Source organism: Pseudomonas sp. efr-133-TYG-23 (genome assembly GCF_030209215.1).
In the GTDB taxonomy this organism is placed as follows: domain Bacteria; phylum Pseudomonadota; class Gammaproteobacteria; order Pseudomonadales; family Pseudomonadaceae; genus Aquipseudomonas; species Aquipseudomonas rhodesiae.
The window spans coordinates 45,838-64,964 of the sequence record NZ_JARVSL010000022.1; the positions used below are offsets into that span (position 1 = coordinate 45,838).

Sequence of the window (19,127 nt, forward strand, 5' to 3'; positions counted from 1 at the left end):
CACTTGGGTATGAGGTGAAGCTATGTTAAACCGCGAGCTCGAAGTCACCCTCAATCTTGCCTTCAAGGAGGCCCGCTCGAAGCGTCATGAATTCATGACCGTCGAGCACCTGCTGCTGGCACTTTTGGATAACGAAGCTGCCGCCACCGTTTTGCGTGCGTGCGGCGCCAATCTCGACAAACTCAAGCATGATCTGCAGGAGTTTATCGACTCCACCACGCCACTGATCCCCGTGCATGACGAGGACCGTGAAACCCAGCCTACTCTGGGCTTTCAGCGGGTATTGCAGCGTGCTGTGTTCCACGTACAGAGCTCCGGTAAGCGCGAAGTCACGGGCGCTAATGTGCTCGTGGCGATCTTCAGCGAACAGGAAAGCCAGGCTGTGTTTCTGCTCAAGCAGCAGAGCGTTGCCCGTATTGATGTCGTCAACTACATCGCCCACGGTATTTCCAAAGTGCCAGGGCACGGCGATCATTCCGAGGGTGAGCAGGATATGCAGGACGACGAGGGCGGTGAGTCTTCTTCTTCGGGCAATCCACTGGATGCCTATGCCAGCAACCTCAACGAACTGGCGCGCCAAGGGCGGATCGATCCGCTGGTGGGGCGTGAGCTTGAGGTCGAGCGAGTAGCGCAGATCCTCGCGCGCCGTCGCAAGAACAACCCCTTGCTGGTCGGCGAGGCAGGTGTAGGCAAGACTGCAATCGCCGAAGGCCTGGCCAAGCGTATTGTCGACAACCAGGTGCCGGATCTGCTCGCCAATAGCGTTGTTTACTCACTCGACTTGGGCGCGTTGCTCGCCGGTACCAAATACCGCGGCGACTTTGAGAAGCGCTTCAAGGCGTTGCTGGGCGAGCTGAAAAAACGTCCCCAGGCGATTCTGTTTATTGACGAAATCCACACCATCATCGGAGCCGGTGCGGCTTCCGGCGGGGTCATGGATGCCTCCAATTTACTCAAGCCCTTGCTGTCGTCGGGTGATATCCGCTGCATCGGTTCGACCACGTTCCAGGAATTTCGCGGGATCTTCGAGAAAGACCGCGCCTTGGCGCGTCGCTTCCAGAAGGTCGATGTGTCCGAGCCGTCGGTTGAGGATACCATCGGCATCCTGCGCGGGCTGAAAGGGCGTTTCGAAACGCACCATGGCATCGAGTACACCGACGAGGCGCTGCGTTCGGCTGCAGAGCTGGCATCGCGCTACATCAATGATCGACACATGCCGGATAAGGCGATCGATGTGATTGATGAGGCGGGCGCTTACCAGCGTCTCCAGCCGGTTGAGAAGCGTGTCAAGCGTATCGACGTGCCACAGGTTGAAGACATTGTGGCCAAGATTGCGCGGATTCCGCCAAAGCACGTCACCAGCTCCGACAAAGAGCTGCTGCGTAACCTGGAGCGCGACCTCAAGCTGACCGTGTTCGGCCAGGATGCGGCCATCGACTCGTTGTCCACCGCGATCAAGTTGTCGCGCGCGGGCCTCAAGTCGCCGGACAAGCCCGTCGGTTCGTTCCTGTTTGCTGGTCCTACCGGCGTCGGCAAGACCGAGGCGGCGCGGCAATTGGCCAAGGCCATGGGTATCGAACTGGTGCGCTTCGACATGTCCGAGTACATGGAGCGGCATACCGTGTCGCGTCTGATCGGTGCGCCTCCAGGCTATGTTGGCTTCGATCAGGGCGGTCTGCTGACCGAGGCGATCACCAAGCAGCCTCACTGCGTATTGTTGCTCGATGAAATCGAGAAGGCTCACCCGGAAGTCTTCAACCTGCTGCTACAGGTTATGGACCACGGGACCCTCACGGACAACAACGGGCGCAAGGCGGATTTCCGCAATGTGATCGTGATCATGACCACTAACGCCGGTGCCGAAACGGCTGCGCGGGCCTCGATTGGCTTCAGCCATCAGGATCACTCTTCCGATGCGATGGAAGTGATCAAGAAGAGCTTTACGCCAGAGTTCCGCAACCGTTTGGACACCATTATCCAGTTTGGTCGACTCAGTCATGAGGTTATCAAGAGCGTGGTGGACAAGTTCCTTACCGAGCTTCAGGCGCAGCTGGAAGACAAGCGCGTGCAGTTGGAGGTGACGGACGCCGCACGCAGCTGGCTGGCAGAGGGTGGTTACGACGCGGCAATGGGCGCTCGTCCGATGGCGCGTCTGATCCAGGACAAGATCAAGCGGCCGCTGGCCGAAGAGATCCTGTTTGGCGAGTTGGCGGACCATGGCGGCGTGGTGCATATCGATCTGAAGGACGGCGAGTTGACCTTCGACTTCGAAACCACGGCGGAAATGGCCTGATCGTTCCGTACCCATGCAGAAGGCGCCGAAACAGACTGTGTGAAAACACACTGACAGGCCTTAGACCAAACGCCCCGACTTGTTCGGGGCGTTTGTTTTTGTGCTGAAAAAGGCTCTTCAGCCCATCAGTTGCATCATTTTCTTGGCTCCCAAGACACTGATCGCCCGCTTGAAGTTGTACGCGGTCACGGCCAGGGCCATTTCAGCTTTCGTCCCTTCAAGTTGTCGTAGCAAGAACCGCCCGTTCCCAAATAGCCATTGTTTGAGATTGCCAAACGGGTGCTCCACGATGGATCTGCGTCGCTCCATCATCTCTGGATGCAGTTGCATCCGCTGCGCCATACGCTCAAAGGCTTCCTCTTGTGCGTGACGTGAGACATAGCGGCGCTGAGCCTTTGTACATTGGGCTTTCAGCGCACATCCAGCGCAGTCGCTGACTGCCGCCTGGTAGATCCGGTCGCCTTTGCAACGCTGCTTCAGGGTTAGCCATTGACCTGCCGGGCACTGGTATCGATCCTGTTCAGCGTCATAGGTAAAGTCCTGGCGCTCGAATAATGTCTCTCCGCCTGGGTTCGAAGTTCGGTTTGGCGGCACGTACACGGTAATGGAGGCATCCTCGCACGCCTGGAATTGCTGGCCATTTGAGTAGCCCATATCGGCTGTCACGGTCAGCGTGTCCTGCCCCAGTTCGGCCTTGGCAGCTTTAGCTATGGGTTCAAGCTGTTTGCGGTCGTCACCATCTTGCGTCACCTCATGGTGCAAAATCAGACAGTGCTCTGCGTCCACGGCTGTTTGCACGTTATAGGCAACACGAGCCCCCTTTGGCGTGCGCATCATTCGGGCATCGCTTTCGTGCGTGTTGAATTGCTCCAGCCCCATCGACTTCATCAAAGCTTGGCAACTACGGTTGTCTTGCTGCTTGGCCTCAAGCTTCGCCAGTGCCGCCTTGATCGCAGTGCGATCGACCACTTGCTCGCCCTCTGCTTTATCAACGGCATCCAGGTCAGCCAGGTATTGGGCGATCCGCTTATCCAGCTTCTCCTCCTGACGCTTGAGCTGATTCAAATTCAGCTGGCGTCGCGAGGAAGCGACTGCCTGAAACTTACTGCCATCGATCGCAACCAGATCGCCCGCAATCAAGCCGACGGATCGGCAGAACTGCACAAAAGCTCGGCACGTCGTAACGAACGCTACTTTGTTGTTCTTGCGAAAGTCGGCGATGGTCTTGAAGTCGGGTTTAAGCCGGTTGATCAACCACATCACTTCGATGTTGCGTTGGCACTCAGCTTCTAGGCGCCGCGACGATCGAATGCGCTGAAAATAGCCATAGAGATAGAGCTTGAGCTGATCGGCGGGGTCGTAAGCTGGGCGCCCAGTGGCCTTGGGCTGAGCCTTCTCAAAACCGAGCTGGCCCAGATCGAGCTTGGTGACATACAGGTCGATGACCCGTACGAGGTGATCTTCAGGGATCAGTTCCTCCAGCGAGACCGGGGACAGGCTGGTCTGGCTACGGGACTCGCCTTGTATGTAGGCCATAACGAAAAATGCTCCGTATCTTTCGATACGGAGCATTCTCTTAAAGGGCCGGACAGATTGCTAGGTTTTCACACAGTCTGGAAAGGCGCCTTTTTGCTGTCTGGAAAAGTAATTGCAAGAGCAATTAATTCCAGTGTGGGAGGTGTCAGCAAAATCCCGGGCACACAAAAACGCCCGGCATAACCGGGCGTTTTGTATTGACTTGCTTAGCGAGCGCGGTAAGTGATGCGCCCTTTGCTCAAGTCATAGGGCGTCAGCTCGACGCGCACTTTGTCACCGGTAAGAATACGAATGTAGTTCTTGCGCATCTTGCCGGAGATATGCGCGGTTACGACGTGCCCATTTTCCAACTCCACACGAAACATGGTGTTGGGCAGGGTGTCGACGACAGTGCCTTCCATTTCGAAGCTGTCTTCTTTCGACATGCAGTAAAGCCCTCGGTATCCAGTGAATGGCCCGGTGCAACTGCGCCAGGCAAAAGCGGCGTGCATTGTGCCCGAAAAAGGGTGTTTAAGCCAAGGGGTTCTAGTTAAGCGTGACCCATCTTTGATTAATCAGCAGCTCAATGGGCCGATATTGGGTCTTGTAGTTCATCTTTTTGCAGTTTTTGATCCAGTAGCCGAGGTACACCGCCTCCAGTTCCAAGCGCAGTGCTTCGCCAATCTGCCAGAGGATCGCAAACCGTCCCAGGCTGCGCCGTTCCTCGCCCGGCTCATAGAAGGTGTACACCGCCGACAGGCCATTAGGCAGCAGATCGGTCACCGCCACTGCCATCAGTTGCCCGTGTGCACGAAACTCATAGAATCGCGAGAACGGCAGATCGCGCACCAGAAAGGTCGAAAACTGGTCGCGACTGGGCGGGAACATATCGCCGTCGGCGTGGCGCTGTTCGATGTAGCGCTGGTAAAGATCGAAATACTCTTCGGTGAAGCGTGGCTTGGATGAGGTTACCGTCAGATCGGCGTTGCGCTTGAGGATGCGCTTTTGATTGCGGTCCGGCGTGAATTGCGCAACCGGGATGCGGGCCGGGACGCAGGCATTGCAGTTCTGGCAGTGAGGCCGGTACAGATGGTCGCCGCTGCGTCGAAAGCCCATTTCCGACAAGTCGGCGTACACATGCACGTCCATGGGCTGGCTGGGGTCGAGGAACAGCGTAGTCGCCTGCTCGTCGGGCAGATAGCTGCAAGAGTGAGCTTGAGTGGCATAAAACTTCAAGCGCGCCAGCTCGGTCATGATCAACCCTCGAAATAAGCTTTGAATAAGTGTAAGCCAGGTCAGCGCAAGTCGCTTAATAAACCCAGGGTCCGGTGTTGGGTCGGTCCAAGTGCTCACGCAGAAAGCCCGCGAACTCATGGCGCGGGATGGCGCGGGCGCCCAAGCTGTGCAAATGGTCGTTGGGCATCTGGCAGTCGATCAGCACGTAACCCCACGCCTGCAACTGGCGGGTGAGGGTGGCAAAACCGAATTTCGAGGCGTTATCGGCGCGGCTGAACATGGATTCGCCAAAAAACAGCTGGCCCATCGCTAGCCCGTATAGGCCGCCGACCAGCGTTTCGCCGTCCCACACCTCCACCGAGTGGGCATAGCCACGTTTGTGCAGTTCCACATAGGCACTCTGGATGCCTTCGGTGATCCACGTGCTGTCGGCGTAAGCTCGCGGTGCGGCGCACGCTTGGATAACGGCGGCGAAGTCCTGGTCAAAGGTCACGGTATAGCGCTGCTGGCGCAACAGTTTGGCCAGGCTGCGGGATACGTGCAGCTCATCGGGGAATATCACGGTGCGCGGGTCCGGTGACCACCACAAAATGGGCTGGCCCTGCGAGAACCATGGGAAACAGCCATGACGATAGGCTTCAACCAAGCGCTCGGCCGATAGGTCGCCACCGGCGGCGAGCAGGCCATTGGGTTCGCGCATGGCTTTGGCCAGCGGCGGGAAGGTCAGTGAGTCGCGTTGTAGCCAGGTCAGCATGGGCATCCAGGTTTGCGGAAGGGGAGGGGAGTGACGGGCTTGGCGCCTGTCTCGCACAGGCTGATTATTGTCGACCCAACGCTGTGGGGCCAGCCCGAATCGGTTGTCAGGGTGGAACAGCCGTCGCAGGTGCCTCTGCAACTCTGTGTCATGGGTGTGGTCGTAATCGGGTCAGGCGCATGCAGGCCATTTGCCAAGCTTGCTTGGATTGGTAAAAACCGCGCATAAGCCTTTGTCAGCAAAGACAATGCATGCTCAAATTGAACATGCTGTCATACATTAATTGGGCGGGCTGTCGGGTAGGCGGCAATGGCGTGGCATCGCGGGCACAAATCCGTACAATGCGGCCATTGTGGCGGTATCGCCGTTTCGCCTGGCAATCGGCAGTGTTAAAAGTACTTTCTACCCGTTCGTTCATTTTTCAGCTGCCCGGATCCGGCAGTATTTTGCAGTCATTCAACAGATGGACGCGCTAAAAGGCGCAGGAAAAGACCCGTTTTGAAGAAAACCACCGCGACACCTAAAACAGTCGTGCCGGCCTGGCGTCAGCACCTGCATTATCGTCTCAAGGAAGGTGCGCTTATCGCGATCGGCGCTTTGTGCCTGTTCCTGATGATGGCCTTGCTCACCTATGGCAAGGACGATCCCGGCTGGAGCCACAATAGCAAGATCGATGACGTGCAGAACTTCGGCGGCCCCGTGGGCTCCTACAGCGCCGATATTCTGTTCATGGTGCTGGGTTACTTCGCCTATATCTTCCCCCTGCTGCTGGCGATCAAGACCTGGCAGATCTTCCGCCAGCGCCATGAGCCTTGGCAGTGGAGCGGCTGGCTGTTCTCGTGGCGTTTGATCGGCCTGGTGTTTCTGGTGTTGTCCGGCGCGGCTCTGGCCCATATCCACTTCCATGCGCCTACTGGCCTACCAGCAGGTGCGGGCGGTGCGCTGGGCGAAAGCCTCGGCGACCTGGCGCGCAAGACCCTGAATATCCAGGGCAGCACCTTGATGTTTATCGCGCTGTTCCTGTTCGGCCTTACAGTGTTCACCGACCTGTCATGGTTCAAGGTGATGGACGTGACCGGCAAGATCACCCTCGATCTGCTTGAGCTGTTCCAGGGCGCCGCCAACCGCTGGTGGGCCGCCCGTGTGGAGCGCAAGCGCATGGTGGCCCAACTGCGCGAGGTGGATACCCGTGTCAACGAGGTGGTCGCCCCGAGCACGCCGGATCGGCGTGAGCAGGCCAAGGTCAAGGAGCGCCTGATCGAGCGCGAGCAGGCCCTGAGCAAGCACATGTCGGATCGCGAGAAGCAGGTGCCACCGGTGATCGCCCCGGCACCGCCCAAGGCTCCCGAGCCGAGCCATCGCGTACAGAAAGAGAAACAGGCCCCGTTGTTTATCGACAGCGCGGTCGAAGGCACCTTGCCACCTATCTCGATCCTCGACCCCGCCGAAAAGAAACAACTCAACTATTCCCCAGAGTCCCTGGCGGCCGTTGGCCATCTGCTGGAAATCAAACTGAAGGAATTCGGCGTAGAAGTGTCGGTGGACTCCATTCACCCCGGCCCGGTGATCACCCGCTACGAAATCCAGCCCGCCGCCGGCGTCAAGGTCAGTCGCATCGCCAACCTGGCCAAGGACTTGGCGCGTTCGCTGGCTGTAACCAGCGTGCGTGTGGTGGAAGTGATCCCCGGTAAAACCACCGTGGGTATCGAGATTCCCAATGAAGACCGCCAGATCGTGCGCTTCTCCGAAGTGCTGTCGACTCCCGAGTACGACAACTTCAAATCGCCGGTCACCCTGGCTCTTGGCCATGACATCGGCGGCAAGCCGGTGATTACCGACCTGGCGAAGATGCCCCACTTGCTGGTGGCCGGTACCACCGGTTCCGGTAAGTCGGTGGGCGTGAACGCCATGATCCTATCGATTCTGTTCAAGTCCGGCCCGGAAGACGCCAAGCTGATCATGATCGACCCGAAGATGCTCGAACTGTCGATCTACGAAGGCATTCCGCACCTGTTGTGTCCTGTGGTCACCGACATGAAGGACGCCGCCAACGCCCTGCGCTGGAGCGTGGCCGAGATGGAGCGCCGCTACAAATTGATGGCGAAGATGGGCGTGCGCAATCTTTCGGGCTTCAATGCCAAGATCAAGGAGGCCCAGGAGCGCTGCGAGACCATTCCGGACCCGCTGTACAAACGCGAGAACATCCACGACGAAGCGCCGATACTGACCAAGCTGCCGACCATTGTCGTAGTGGTGGACGAATTCGCCGACATGATGATGATCGTCGGCAAGAAGGTCGAAGAACTGATCGCGCGTATCGCCCAGAAAGCTCGTGCGGCCGGTATTCACCTGATCCTCGCGACCCAGCGTCCGTCGGTGGACGTGATCACCGGTCTGATCAAGGCCAACATCCCGACCCGCATGGCGTTCCAGGTGTCGAGCAAGATCGACTCGCGGACCATCATCGACCAGGGTGGCGCCGAACAGCTGCTGGGCCACGGTGACATGCTCTACATGCCGCCGGGCACCAGCCTGCCGATCCGTGTTCACGGTGCGTTCGTTTCCGATGATGAAGTTCACCGCGTGGTGGAAGCCTGGAAGCTGCGTGGCGCCCCCGAGTACAACGACGACATCCTCAACGGCGTGGAAGAGGCCGGCAGCGGCTTCGAGAACGGCGGCGGGGGTGGTGACGACGATGCCGAAACCGATGCGCTGTACGACGAAGCCGTGGCCTTTGTGCTGGAGAGCCGTCGTGCCTCGATCTCCGCGGTGCAGCGTAAGCTGAAGATCGGCTACAACCGTGCCGCCCGCATGATCGAAGCCATGGAAATGGCCGGCGTGGTGACCGCAATGAACACCAACGGCTCGCGCGAAGTCATTGCCCCCGGGCAAATGCGCGACTGACCTCGCGCCGCATGGCAGCATGCGGCGTGCCCTGCTTACTCAATGAGGATTTCCATGCGTCTTATCCGCATGCTGTTGTTGCCGGCCCTGGCCCTGACCGCTGTTTCGGCCCACGCCGACCCGGCCTCCGTCAAAAGCCTGACCAACCTGCTGGACAAATCCAAGACCCTGACCGCGCGCTTTTCGCAGCTGACCCTGGATGCCGGCGGCACTCATCTGCAGGAAACCGCAGGGGAAATGGCAGTGCAGCGCCCAGGGCTGTTCTACTGGCACACCGAGGGCAAGGCCGAGCAGACCATCGTGTCCGATGGCCAGAAAGTCACGTTGTGGGACCCGGACTTGGAGCAAGCGACCATCAAGAAGCTCGACCCGCGCCTGAACCAGACTCCAGCACTGCTGTTGTCGGGCGATGTGTCGAAAATCAGCGACAGCTTCGACATCACCTCCAAGCAAACCAGCAACGTGATCGAGTTCACCCTCAAGCCTAAGTCCAAGGACACGCTGTTTGACACACTGTCCTTGTCGTTCGGCAATGGCGTGATCAATAACATGCGCCTGATCGACAGCGTCGGCCAGCGCACCGATATCCTGTTCTCCGGGGTCAAGGCCAACGAGCCGGTGCCGGCGTCCAAGTTCAAGTTCGACATCCCCAAGGGTGCCGACGTGATTCAGGAATAATCTGCCCCGAGGTTTCAAACGCTGCCCATGGATTTGTTTCGAAGTGACCCGATTGCCCAGCCCCTGGCCGCGCGCTTGCGTTCGACCAACCTGGATGAGTACGTCGGTCAAGAACACCTGCTCGCTCGCGGCAAGCCCCTGCGCGAAGCCCTGGAGCAGGGGGCGCTGCACTCGATGATCTTCTGGGGGCCGCCAGGCGTGGGCAAGACCACCCTGGCTCGCCTGTTGGCGAAGGTCTCGGATGCGCATTTCGAAACGGTCTCGGCGGTGCTCGCTGGGGTCAAGGAGATCCGCCAGGCCGTTGAAGTGGCCAAGCAGCAGGCCGGTCAGTATGGCAAACGCACCATTTTGTTCGTCGATGAAGTGCACCGCTTCAACAAGTCGCAGCAAGATGCGTTTTTGCCGTATGTCGAAGACGGCACGCTGATTTTTATCGGTGCCACCACCGAAAACCCCTCATTTGAGCTTAACAACGCGTTGCTGTCGCGGGCGCGAGTCTACGTGCTCAAAAGCCTCGATGAAGCAGCGATGCAAAAGCTACTGCATCGCGCCTTGAGCGAGGACAAGGGGCTGGGCAAGCGTCGGCTGAGCGTTGGCGACGAAGCCTTCAAGATTTTGCTCACGGCCGCAGACGGCGACGGCCGCCGCTTTCTCAATCTGCTGGAAAACGCCTCGGACCTGGCCGAAGACGGCAGCGAAATCGGTGTCGACTTGTTGCAAAGCCTGCTCGGTGACACACGCCGGCGTTTCGACAAGGGCGGCGAAGCGTTTTACGACCAGATTTCGGCGTTGCACAAATCCGTGCGCGGCTCCAACCCGGACGGTGCGTTGTATTGGTTCGCGCGCATGATCGACGGTGGCTGCGACCCCCTGTACCTGGCCCGCCGCGTGGTACGCATGGCCAGCGAAGACATCGGCAACGCCGACCCGCGGGCTTTGAGCCTGTGCCTGGCGGCCTGGGATGTGCAGGAGCGCCTCGGCAGCCCGGAAGGCGAGTTGGCGGTGGCCCAGGCCATCACCTACCTGGCCTGCGCGCCAAAAAGCAATGCGGTGTATATGGGCTTCAAGTCCGCCCTGCGCGCGGCCGCCGAGTACGGCTCGCTGGAAGTGCCGCTGCACCTGCGCAATGCGCCGAGCAAGCTGATGAAACAACTGGGCTACGGTGACGAATACCGTTATGCCCACGATGAGCCGGACGCCTACGCTGCCGGCGAAGACTACTTTCCCGACGCCCTGGAGCCTCAGCCGTTCTACCAGCCAGTGCCGCGCGGCCTGGAGCTGAAGATCGGCGAAAAGCTCAACCACCTCGCGCAACTCGATCGCCTCAGCCCCAAACAGCGGAGAAAGTAGTGCTCAAGACAATTCTTGCCGTGTCCATGGCCGGCATCGCTGGTACATTATTGCGTTTCGCCACCGGCACCTGGGTCAGCGCCAACTGGCCGAAGCATTTTTATGCGGCGACCTTGGCGGTCAACCTGGTGGGCTGTTTGATTATCGGGCTGTTGTACGGCTGGTTCCTGTTGCGCCCGGAAGTGCCGATTGAGATTCGTGCTGGCTTGATTGTCGGCTTTGTAGGCGGTCTGACGACCTTTTCATCCTTTTCACTGGATACGCTGCGCTTGCTGGAAAGCGGGCAGGCCCTTGTCGCCTTCGGGTACCTGGGTATCAGCGTGTTCGGCGGGCTGCTCGCCACCTGGGCTGGCCTGTCCCTGACCAAACTTTGATAAACGAGAGACCGACATGCTCGATTCCAAACTGTTACGTAGCAACCTTCAGGACGTAGCGGACCGCCTGGCTTCCCGTGGCTTTGCCCTGGATGTCGCGCGCATCGAAGCGCTGGAAGAACAGCGCAAGACCGTCCAGACCCGCACCGAAGCACTGCAGGCTGAGCGGAATGCGCGTTCCAAATCCATCGGTCAGGCCAAGCAGCGCGGTGAAGACATCGCGCCGCTGATGGCGGACGTCGAGCGCATGGGCACCGAGCTGTCCGACGGCAAGGCCGAGCTGGACAAGATCCAGTCCGAGCTGGATCAGATCCTGCTGGGCATCCCCAACCTGCCGGACGCCTCCGTACCGGTCGGCGAAGACGAAGACGGCAACGTCGAAGTGCGCCGCTGGGGCACGCCGAAAGCCTTTGATTTCCCGATCAAAGACCACGTCGCCCTGGGCGAATTGAGCGGTGGCCTGGATTTCGAGACCGCCGCCAAGCTGTCCGGCGCACGCTTTGCCTTGCTGCGCGGGCCGATCGCGCGCCTGCATCGCGCCCTGGCGCAGTTCATGATCAACCTGCACACCGGTGAGCACGGCTACGAAGAAGCCTACACGCCTTACCTGGTTCAGGCGCCAGCGCTGCAGGGCACCGGCCAGCTGCCGAAGTTCGAGGAAGAGCTGTTCAAGATCAGCCGCGACGGCGAGGCCGATTTCTATCTGATTCCGACCGCTGAAGTGTCGCTGACCAATATCGTCGCCGGCGAGATTCTCGACGCCAAGCAACTGCCGATCAAGTTCGTCGCCCACACGCCGTGCTTCCGTAGCGAAGCCGGCGCATCGGGGCGCGACACCCGCGGCATGATCCGCCAGCACCAGTTCGACAAAGTCGAGATGGTGCAGGTGGTCGAGCCGTCCACGTCGATGGAAGCCCTGGAAGGCCTGACCGCCAACGCCGAGCGCGTCCTGCAACTGCTGGAGCTGCCGTATCGCGTACTGGCGCTGTGCACCGGCGACATGGGCTTCAGCGCGGTAAAAACCTACGACCTCGAAGTGTGGGTGCCCAGCCAGGACAAGTACCGCGAGATTTCCTCGTGCTCCAACTGCGGTGATTTCCAGGCCCGTCGCATGCAGGCGCGTTTCCGTAACCCGGAGACCGGCAAGCCGGAACTGGTGCACACCCTCAACGGTTCGGGCCTGGCCGTAGGCCGTACGCTGGTGGCCGTACTGGAAAACTACCAGCAAGCCGACGGTTCGATCCGTGTACCAGAGGTGCTCAAGCCGTACATGGCGGGCGTTGAGGTCATCCGCTAAATGGAATTTCTGCCGCTGTTTCATAACCTGCGCGGCAGCCGCGTGCTGGTGGTCGGGGGCGGGGAGATTGCCTTGCGCAAATCCCGGCTGCTGGCGGACGCCGGTGCCGTGCTGCGAGTGGTTGCGCCTCAGATCGAAGACCAGTTGCGAGAGTTGGTACGGGGCAGCGGCGGGGAGCTGATTTTGCGCGGTTATCAGGAGGCGGACCTGGACGGCTGCACCCTGATCATCGCTGCGACGGACGATGAGCCGCTGAATGCGCAAGTGTCCAGCGATGCCAAGCGTCGGTGCGTGCCGGTCAACGTGGTGGATGCGCCGGCCTTATGCAGCGTGATTTTCCCTGCCATCGTCGATCGTTCGCCGCTGGTGATCGCGGTGTCCAGCGGCGGCGACGCGCCGGTGCTGGCGCGCTTGATCCGGGCCAAGCTGGAAACCTGGATTCCGTCTACCTATGGCCAGTTGGCCGGGTTGGCCGCGCGGTTCAGGGCCCAGGTCAAAAGCCTGTATCCGGATGTGCAGCAACGTCGCGCATTCTGGGAAGAGGTATTTCAAGGCCCGATTGCTGACCGTCAACTGGCCGGGCAGGGCGATGAGGCCGAGCGCCTGTTGGTGGCGAAGGTCAACGGAGCGCCGCCTCATGCGCCGGGTGAGGTTTACCTGGTGGGTGCCGGTCCGGGTGACCCCGATTTGCTCACATTCCGCGCGCTGCGCCTGATGCAGCAGGCCGACGTGGTGCTGTATGACCGTCTGGTCGCTCCGGCGATCCTGGAGTTATGCCGCCGCGATGCTGAGCGTGTGTATGTCGGCAAGCGTCGCGCCGAACATGCGGTGCCTCAGGAGCAGATCAACCAGCAACTGGTGAACCTGGCCAAGCAGGGTAAGCGCGTGCTGCGCCTTAAAGGTGGCGATCCGTTCATCTTTGGTCGTGGGGGCGAAGAAATCGAGGAACTGGCCGCCCATGGCATTCCGTTCCAGGTCGTGCCGGGTATTACCGCAGCCAGCGGGTGTGCGGCGTATGCCGGTATCCCGTTGACCCATCGTGACTATGCGCAGTCCGTGCGTTTTATCACAGGGCATTTGAAAGACGGCACCTCCGACCTGCCCTGGCAAGACCTGGTCGGGCCTTCGCAGACCCTGGTGTTCTATATGGGCTTGATTGGCTTGCCGATCATCTGCGAACAGCTGATTCAGCATGGTCGCGCCCCGGATACCCCGGCCGCGCTGATCCAGCAGGGCACCACGTCCAACCAGCGCGTGTTCACCGGCACCCTGGCGGATTTGCCGCGCATGGTGGCCGAGCATGAAGTGCATGCCCCAACCCTGGTGATTGTCGGTGAAGTGGTGTTATTGCGGGAGAAATTGAAGTGGTTCGAAGGCGCCCAGTCTCAAGTCTGAAACTAAAGCGCCACCACCCTTTGGAAGGGGGCTTGCCCCCGATGCGGTCTGGCAGTCAGCCAGGCTGTTGGATCAGCTCCACACCCCTTTTCCGCTCAACCGCTGCCGATCGTGCACGGTATCGAACGTCTGCAATGGTCCTTTCGGCACAATCCCCGTTGGGTTGATGGTGCGGTGGCTGGCGTAGTAGTGCCCTTTGATGTGTTCGAAATCCACCGTCTCGGCCACGCCAGGCCACTGATACATTTCCCTCAGCCAATTGGACAGGTTCGCGTAATCGGCAATGCGCCGCAGATTGCATTTGAAGTGGCTGTAATACACCGCATCAAAACGAATCAGCGTAGTGAACAGCCGCACATCGGCTTCGGTCAGGTATTCCCCGGCCAGGTAGCGGTGCTCGCCTAGGTGCTGTTCCAAGTGATCCAGCTCGGCAAATACATCGTCGAAAGCACTTCCATAGGCTTGCTGCGAGGTGGCGAAGCCCGCGCGATACACGCCGTTGTTGACCGCCGGGTAGATCCGCGCGTTCAGTGCGTCGATGGTCGGGCGCAACGGCTCGGGGTAGAAGTCCAGGGCGTTGCCAGTCAGCCCGTTGAACGCGCTGTTGAACATGCGGATGATCTCCGCCGATTCGTTGCTGACGATGCGCTGGCGTTGCTTGTCCCACAGCACCGGTACGGTAACGCGTCCAGTGTAGTCGGACGTGTCGGCGGTGTAGCGTTGGTGCATGTAGGCAAAGTCGTCGAGTCGATCACCAGTTGAGCCTGTGGCCTTATCAAAGGTCCAACCGTTTTCCAGCATCAGCCAGCTGACCACCGACACGTCGATCAGGCTTTCCAGGCCCTTGAGCTTGCGCAGGATCAACGTGCGATGTGCCCACGGGCAGGCCAGGGAAACGTAGAGGTGATAGCGCCCGGCTTCGGCCTTGAAGCCGCCCTCGCCACTGGGGCCAGGCTGGCTGTCGGCGGTGACCCAGTTGCGGCGTTGCGCCTGTTCGCGCTGGAAAGCGCCATCCGCGCTACTTTCGTACCACTGGTCTTTCCAGTGTCCTTCGATCAGCAAACCCATGACTGGCTCCTCGACTAATAAGCGTTGGAGCCCAGTCTAAAGATCAGGGTTCGATTTAAAAGCGCAAAGACTGCGGGTCACTTATCGATTAAATCGATCTATCCCGCGTTTGCCAGTAATCCTCCGCCATCGCAAACGCCTGATCGCGGGGGTGCCCAAGGCCGCGCAGCGCCAGTGCCATGGTGGCGATCAGCGCCAGTTGCGGATAGCTGTCCTCGACATCGCCGCGCCATACGGCTTTGAGGTGTTCAGGCTCCAGGGTTGCCGGTTTGACGTGGCGTTGGACGGACAGCGCGGGCCATTCTTCGTCCCAGCTCTGGCCGCCGGTGGTGCCGTAGAGATGGCTGAGGGTATCGGGGTTGATTTCGATCTCGCCGCCATCGCCCTTGACTACGATCACCGTGTCGCCGAGCAGGCCGCTGGCATCGCGGTGCACGCCTTGGTAACCGGGGTGGAAAATGCTTTGCAGGCCGCACCGAGCGTTCAGCGGGTTGAGCAGGCGCGCCAGGGAGTGGATCGGCGAGCGCAGGCCCAGGGTGTTGCGCAGGTCGATCATGCGCTGCAGCTGCGGCGCCCAATCGCCCAGCGGAATAAACGCCAGGTTGCCTTGGGCAAACGCCGCCTCCACCTGCTGCCAGTCACGGCACAGCGGAATCTGCAAACCGTGCAGTAATTGCTCGGTGTACAGGCGCCCGGCGGTGTGGGCGCCGCCGCCGTGCATCAGGATACGCACGCCGTTTTGTGCCAGGCACTTGGCGGCCAGCAGGAACCACGGCAGGTGGCGCTTTTTACCGGCATAGCTGGGCCAGTCGATATCGACGTTCAGCGCCGGGGCGTTGAGACGCTCGCGTACCGCCTCGGTAAAGCCGGCGAGCTCTTCCGGGCTTTCCTCCTTATGCCGCAGCAGCATCAGAAACGCGCCGAGTTGGGTGTCCTCGACTTTTTCGTCGAGCAACATGCCCATCGCCTCGCGGGCTTCTTCACGGGTGAGGTTGCGCGCACCGCGCTTGCCTTTGCCCAGGATGCGTACGAACTGCGCAAAGGGGTGCTCGGCAGGGGGTTGCAGGGTCAGCGGGGCAAAGTCGGTCATAAGCAATTCGTCGGCCTGGGCAGGCCCGCCAGCTTGGCGGCGAGTTTGGCGGGAGTGCCGTTGAACAGTTTGTTGAGGTGCAGGCTGTTGCCCTTTTCGGGGCCCAGCTTCAAGGCGGTGTATTTGATCAGCGGGCGCGTGGCCGGGGACAGTTGGAATTGGGCGTAGAACTCGCGCAGCAGGTTGAGGATCTGCCAGTGGTCCGGCGTCAGTTCCAAGGCCTCGGCGGCGGCCAGGGCGTTGGCTACTTCGACGGACCAGTCATTCAGGTCGACCAGGTAGCCGTCCTTGTCCAGTTCCAGGCTGCGCGAACCGACCGTGAGCGTATTCATAGCCAGGTATTGACCTTGTCGTAATCGATCGACAACTGCACGAACCCCGAATAATCCACGCTGCTGGCCCAGTCCGGCACTGGCAGGTTGCGCGCCTGGCTGTCTTCGGCCAGCACAAAGATTTTCACACCTTGACTGTGCAGCGCCGGGTTGTGCAGGGCGTAGGCGCCGTCACCGCACAGCAGGATTGCGTCCTTGGCGCCGCATACCCGTAGGCAACTGGCCAGGCGACCATCGGTAAAGGGCGAGTGGGAAACCACATGGAGAGTCGACATCAGAGGGTTATCACCTGGTCGTAACGGTCAATCAATTGGGAAATCGCAGCGCTGTCCATAGGCTGCGCGCTGGCGGGTGGGGTGAGCCCGCGTTCCGTGAGGCTGTGGCTACAGGCAAACACGTCGTCGATGCCAAACAGCCCGAGGGCCTGCAGGTTGGCACTGAGGTCTTTTTGCTGAACGGCTTTGGCGTCCTGGCCGGGCGCCAGTTGAAACACGCCGTCGTCCATAAACAGCAGGCCGATCGGCAAATCGAAGGCTCCGCCGGCCAGTACGATGTCCAGCGCTTCCCTCGCGCTGGGCCCAGACCAGGGCGCCTGGCGGCTGATCACCAATAGGGATTTGGACATGTCACGGCCCTCCAAAGCAGATCAGGCGGTCGGCGGCCTGGGCGGCGTCGTGCAGTTGGCCAAGGCCCGAGAGTGCCCAGGGGGCCTCCAGGTTCACCGCGCTGCGTTGATAGCGCGTGGCCTCTTCGGCATTGAGCACGCCTCGGCGCAGGGCAGCGGCGATGCACACCACGCCATCGAGCTGATGCTGGCTGACAAACTCACGCCACTGGCGCGCGATGTCCTGCTCATCCTGGGGGGCGACAATGCTGTTGGCCGCGCTGTAAACGCCGTCCTGATAGAAAAACAGCCGCACAATCTCATGCCCGCCAGCGAGCGCGGCCTGGGCAAACAGCAGGGCACGGCGCGAAGAAGGCGCATGGGCGGCGGAAAACAAGGCAATCGCAAACTTCATGGAACACTCGGCAAGCAAACGTGGGGCAATGATAAAGCCGACTGCGCGAAAAAGCCCGCCGTGATCAAAACGGTCAGTGTCGCTGACCGTTCTGACGATTGCCGATAGGCGCCGGGCTGCCTAGGCTGTGGGAACTCGCAACCCTACAGGAGTCCCTATGTCCGGTCCCTTGGCGTCCCTTAAAGTGCTGGATTTTTCCACCTTGCTGCCCGGTCCGTTTGCTTCATTGATGCTGGCGGACATGGGCGCCGAAGTGCTACGCATCGAGTCGCCCACGCGTCCGGACCTGTTGCGCGTGCTGCCGCCCCATGACCGGGGCACTTCAGCGAGCCACGCGTACCTCAATCGCAATAAACGCAGCCTGGCGCTGGACCTCAAGCAGGCCGAGGCGCTGGAGATCGTGCGCACGCTGGTGGCGGATTACGACATTGTGCTCGAACAGTTCCGCCCCGGCGTGATGGAGCGCTTGGGTCTGGGGTATGAGGCATTGAAGGCGATCAACCCGCGATTGATCTACGTGTCGATCACCGGTTACGGCCAGACCGGCCCCTACAAGGACCGCGCCGGCCACGACATCAATTACCTGGCACTGGCCGGCGTGGCCAGTTACACCGGGCGTCAGGACCGCGGGCCGTTACCTCTGGGCGTGCAAGTTGCGGATGTGGGGGGCGGCTCTCTGCACGCAGTGGTCGGTTTGCTGGCGGCGGTGATCGCGCGGCAGCAGAGTGGGGTGGGGCAATACCTGGATGTGAGCATGACGGACTGCTCGTTCAGCCTCAATGCCATGGCTGGCGCGGGGTATCTGGCGTGCGGTGTGGAGCCGGAATGGGAAAGCCAGGTGCTCAATGGCGGCAGTTTCTACGATTACTACCGCACGCGGGACGGGCGCTGGATGTCGGTGGGTAGCCTGGAGCCTGCTTTCATGCAGGCTCTGTGCGCAGCCTTGGGCCGGCCCGAGTTGGCGGCGCACAGCCTCAAGCCCGAGCAGCAACGGGTTCTTAAACAGGCGTTGCAGGTGGAATTCGAGAAGCGCAGTTTCGATGAGCTATGTGAATTGTTTGCCGGGTTGGATGCGTGCGTGGAGCCTGTGCTGACGCTCAGTGAAGCCGTGGCTCATCCGCAGCTAAAGGCGCGGGCGTTGGTCAGCCAAGTACCCAGAGGCGATGGCTCAAGCCAGGCGCAGATTGCCTGCCCGCTGAAGTTTTCAGAAGGGTTGCCGGCGCCTCGACACATTGGGGTAGCCGTGGGCGCACACAGCGATGAAGTGTTGGCGGAGCTGGGTTTCAGTGCTCAGCGGATAGCAGAATTGCGGCGCAGCAAGGTGGTCGGTTGAATGACCCACTGCTATCGGTGAATGGGTATGCACCTATCTTCATCGAAAACATCGACTATCAAAGGTGGGAGGGGGCTTGCCCCCGATGGCGGTGGGCCAGTGACAGATAGGCTGACAGACCCACTGCTATCGGTGCATGGGTATGCACCTATCTTCAGTGAAAACATCGACTATCAAAGGTGGGGGGGCTTGCCCCCGATGGCGGTGGGTCAGTGGCAGATAGGCTGACAGACCCGCCGCTATCGGTGCATGGGTATTCACCTATCTTCAGTGAAAACATCGACTATCAAAGGTGGGAGGGGGCTTGCCCCCGATGACGGTGGGCCAGTGGCAGATAGGCTGACAGACCCACTGCTATTGAGGGCAAGCCCCCTCCCATCTTTTGAGCCGGTTCTTTCAGTTAATACTGGTGATACCTAGGGCTAGTAGGGCAAGCCCCTTGCCACATTTAAATCGGTTGCTCGGCTCTAAATGGGCGCTTGCCTCGAT

18 protein-coding genes are annotated in these 19,127 nt (G+C 60.3%); 8 read left to right on the forward strand and 10 right to left on the reverse strand.

Annotation, left to right across the window (positions count from 1 at the left end):
• Positions 1-22: 22 nt before the first annotated feature.
• Positions 23-2,293, forward strand: a complete 2,271-nt coding sequence (gene clpA, locus QRN41_RS15930) for an ATP-dependent Clp protease ATP-binding subunit ClpA (RefSeq protein WP_167417865.1) — start codon at positions 23-25, stop codon at positions 2,291-2,293.
• Positions 2,294-2,410: 117 nt separating this feature from the next.
• On the opposite strand, the gene QRN41_RS15935 is transcribed toward clpA, so the two are convergent.
• The 4 genes from QRN41_RS15935 to aat all read right to left on the reverse strand — a co-directional run bounded on the left by QRN41_RS15935 (position 2,411) and on the right by aat (position 5,798).
• Complete coding sequence (locus tag QRN41_RS15935; protein WP_285421810.1) at positions 2,411-3,829, reverse strand: IS1182-like element ISPfl3 family transposase; 1,419 nt, start codon at positions 3,827-3,829, stop codon at positions 2,411-2,413.
• Positions 3,830-4,035: 206 nt separating this feature from the next.
• A complete protein-coding gene (infA, locus tag QRN41_RS15940; protein WP_002553999.1) occupies positions 4,036-4,254 on the reverse strand; it encodes a translation initiation factor IF-1 in 219 nt (72 codons plus the stop codon).
• A 100-nt stretch (positions 4,255-4,354) separates the two neighbouring features.
• Positions 4,355-5,062, reverse strand: coding sequence for an arginyltransferase (locus QRN41_RS15945; protein WP_034098670.1), 708 nt, complete (start codon positions 5,060-5,062; stop codon positions 4,355-4,357).
• 55 nt (positions 5,063-5,117) lie between these two features.
• Positions 5,118-5,798, reverse strand: coding sequence for a leucyl/phenylalanyl-tRNA--protein transferase (aat, locus tag QRN41_RS15950; protein ID WP_034138574.1), 681 nt, complete (start codon positions 5,796-5,798; stop codon positions 5,118-5,120).
• A gap of 498 nt (positions 5,799-6,296) precedes the next feature.
• Between aat and QRN41_RS15955 the strand changes: the two genes are divergently transcribed.
• From QRN41_RS15955 to cysG, 6 genes are read left to right on the forward strand one after another with little or no spacing between them, the layout of a single operon-like run.
• Positions 6,297-8,702 carry a DNA translocase FtsK gene (locus tag QRN41_RS15955; protein ID WP_285421811.1) on the forward strand — a complete coding sequence of 802 codons (2,406 nt, stop codon included), beginning with the start codon at positions 6,297-6,299 and terminating at the stop codon, positions 8,700-8,702.
• 54 nt (positions 8,703-8,756) lie between these two features.
• Complete coding sequence (gene lolA / locus QRN41_RS15960) at positions 8,757-9,380, forward strand: outer membrane lipoprotein periplasmic chaperone LolA (protein WP_034098665.1); 624 nt, start codon at positions 8,757-8,759, stop codon at positions 9,378-9,380.
• A gap of 27 nt (positions 9,381-9,407) precedes the next feature.
• Positions 9,408-10,730: a replication-associated recombination protein A gene (locus QRN41_RS15965; RefSeq protein ID WP_167417863.1), complete on the forward strand. Its 1,323-nt coding sequence runs from the start codon at positions 9,408-9,410 to the stop codon at positions 10,728-10,730.
• Positions 10,730-11,104: a fluoride efflux transporter CrcB gene (gene crcB, locus QRN41_RS15970; protein WP_034138572.1), complete on the forward strand. Its 375-nt coding sequence runs from the start codon at positions 10,730-10,732 to the stop codon at positions 11,102-11,104. The genes QRN41_RS15965 and crcB overlap by 1 nt, the downstream gene beginning before the upstream one ends.
• Before the next feature lie 16 nt (positions 11,105-11,120).
• Positions 11,121-12,401: a serine--tRNA ligase gene (gene serS, locus QRN41_RS15975; RefSeq protein ID WP_034098658.1), complete on the forward strand. Its 1,281-nt coding sequence runs from the start codon at positions 11,121-11,123 to the stop codon at positions 12,399-12,401.
• Positions 12,402-13,796, forward strand: a complete 1,395-nt coding sequence (gene cysG / locus QRN41_RS15980) for a siroheme synthase CysG (RefSeq protein ID WP_285421812.1) — start codon at positions 12,402-12,404, stop codon at positions 13,794-13,796.
• A gap of 72 nt (positions 13,797-13,868) precedes the next feature.
• Here cysG and QRN41_RS15985 read toward each other — a convergent pair whose 3' ends face one another.
• The 6 genes from QRN41_RS15985 to tusD form a co-directional block, all read right to left on the reverse strand.
• Positions 13,869-14,864: a glutathione S-transferase family protein gene (locus QRN41_RS15985; RefSeq protein ID WP_285421813.1), complete on the reverse strand. Its 996-nt coding sequence runs from the start codon at positions 14,862-14,864 to the stop codon at positions 13,869-13,871.
• 88 nt (positions 14,865-14,952) lie between these two features.
• Entirely contained in the window at positions 14,953-15,954 is a 1,002-nt protein-coding gene (locus QRN41_RS15990; RefSeq protein WP_285421814.1) for a glycosyl transferase family protein, read from the reverse strand.
• Entirely contained in the window at positions 15,951-16,286 is a 336-nt protein-coding gene (locus QRN41_RS15995) for a TusE/DsrC/DsvC family sulfur relay protein (protein WP_034114174.1), read from the reverse strand. The genes QRN41_RS15990 and QRN41_RS15995 overlap by 4 nt, the downstream gene beginning before the upstream one ends.
• A complete protein-coding gene (gene tusB / locus QRN41_RS16000) occupies positions 16,283-16,561 on the reverse strand; it encodes a sulfurtransferase complex subunit TusB (protein WP_285421815.1) in 279 nt (92 codons plus the stop codon). Before tusB ends, QRN41_RS15995 begins: the two co-directional genes overlap by 4 nt.
• Complete coding sequence (tusC, locus tag QRN41_RS16005; protein ID WP_034098646.1) at positions 16,561-16,911, reverse strand: sulfurtransferase complex subunit TusC; 351 nt, start codon at positions 16,909-16,911, stop codon at positions 16,561-16,563. Before tusC ends, tusB begins: the two co-directional genes overlap by 1 nt.
• 1 nt (position 16,912) lies before the next feature.
• Entirely contained in the window at positions 16,913-17,305 is a 393-nt protein-coding gene (tusD, locus tag QRN41_RS16010) for a sulfurtransferase complex subunit TusD (protein WP_034098644.1), read from the reverse strand.
• A 157-nt stretch (positions 17,306-17,462) separates the two neighbouring features.
• On the opposite strand from tusD, the gene QRN41_RS16015 reads away from it, so the two are divergent.
• Positions 17,463-18,638 carry a CaiB/BaiF CoA transferase family protein gene (locus tag QRN41_RS16015; protein ID WP_285421816.1) on the forward strand — a complete coding sequence of 392 codons (1,176 nt, stop codon included), beginning with the start codon at positions 17,463-17,465 and terminating at the stop codon, positions 18,636-18,638.
• Positions 18,639-19,127: the final 489 nt, after the last annotated feature.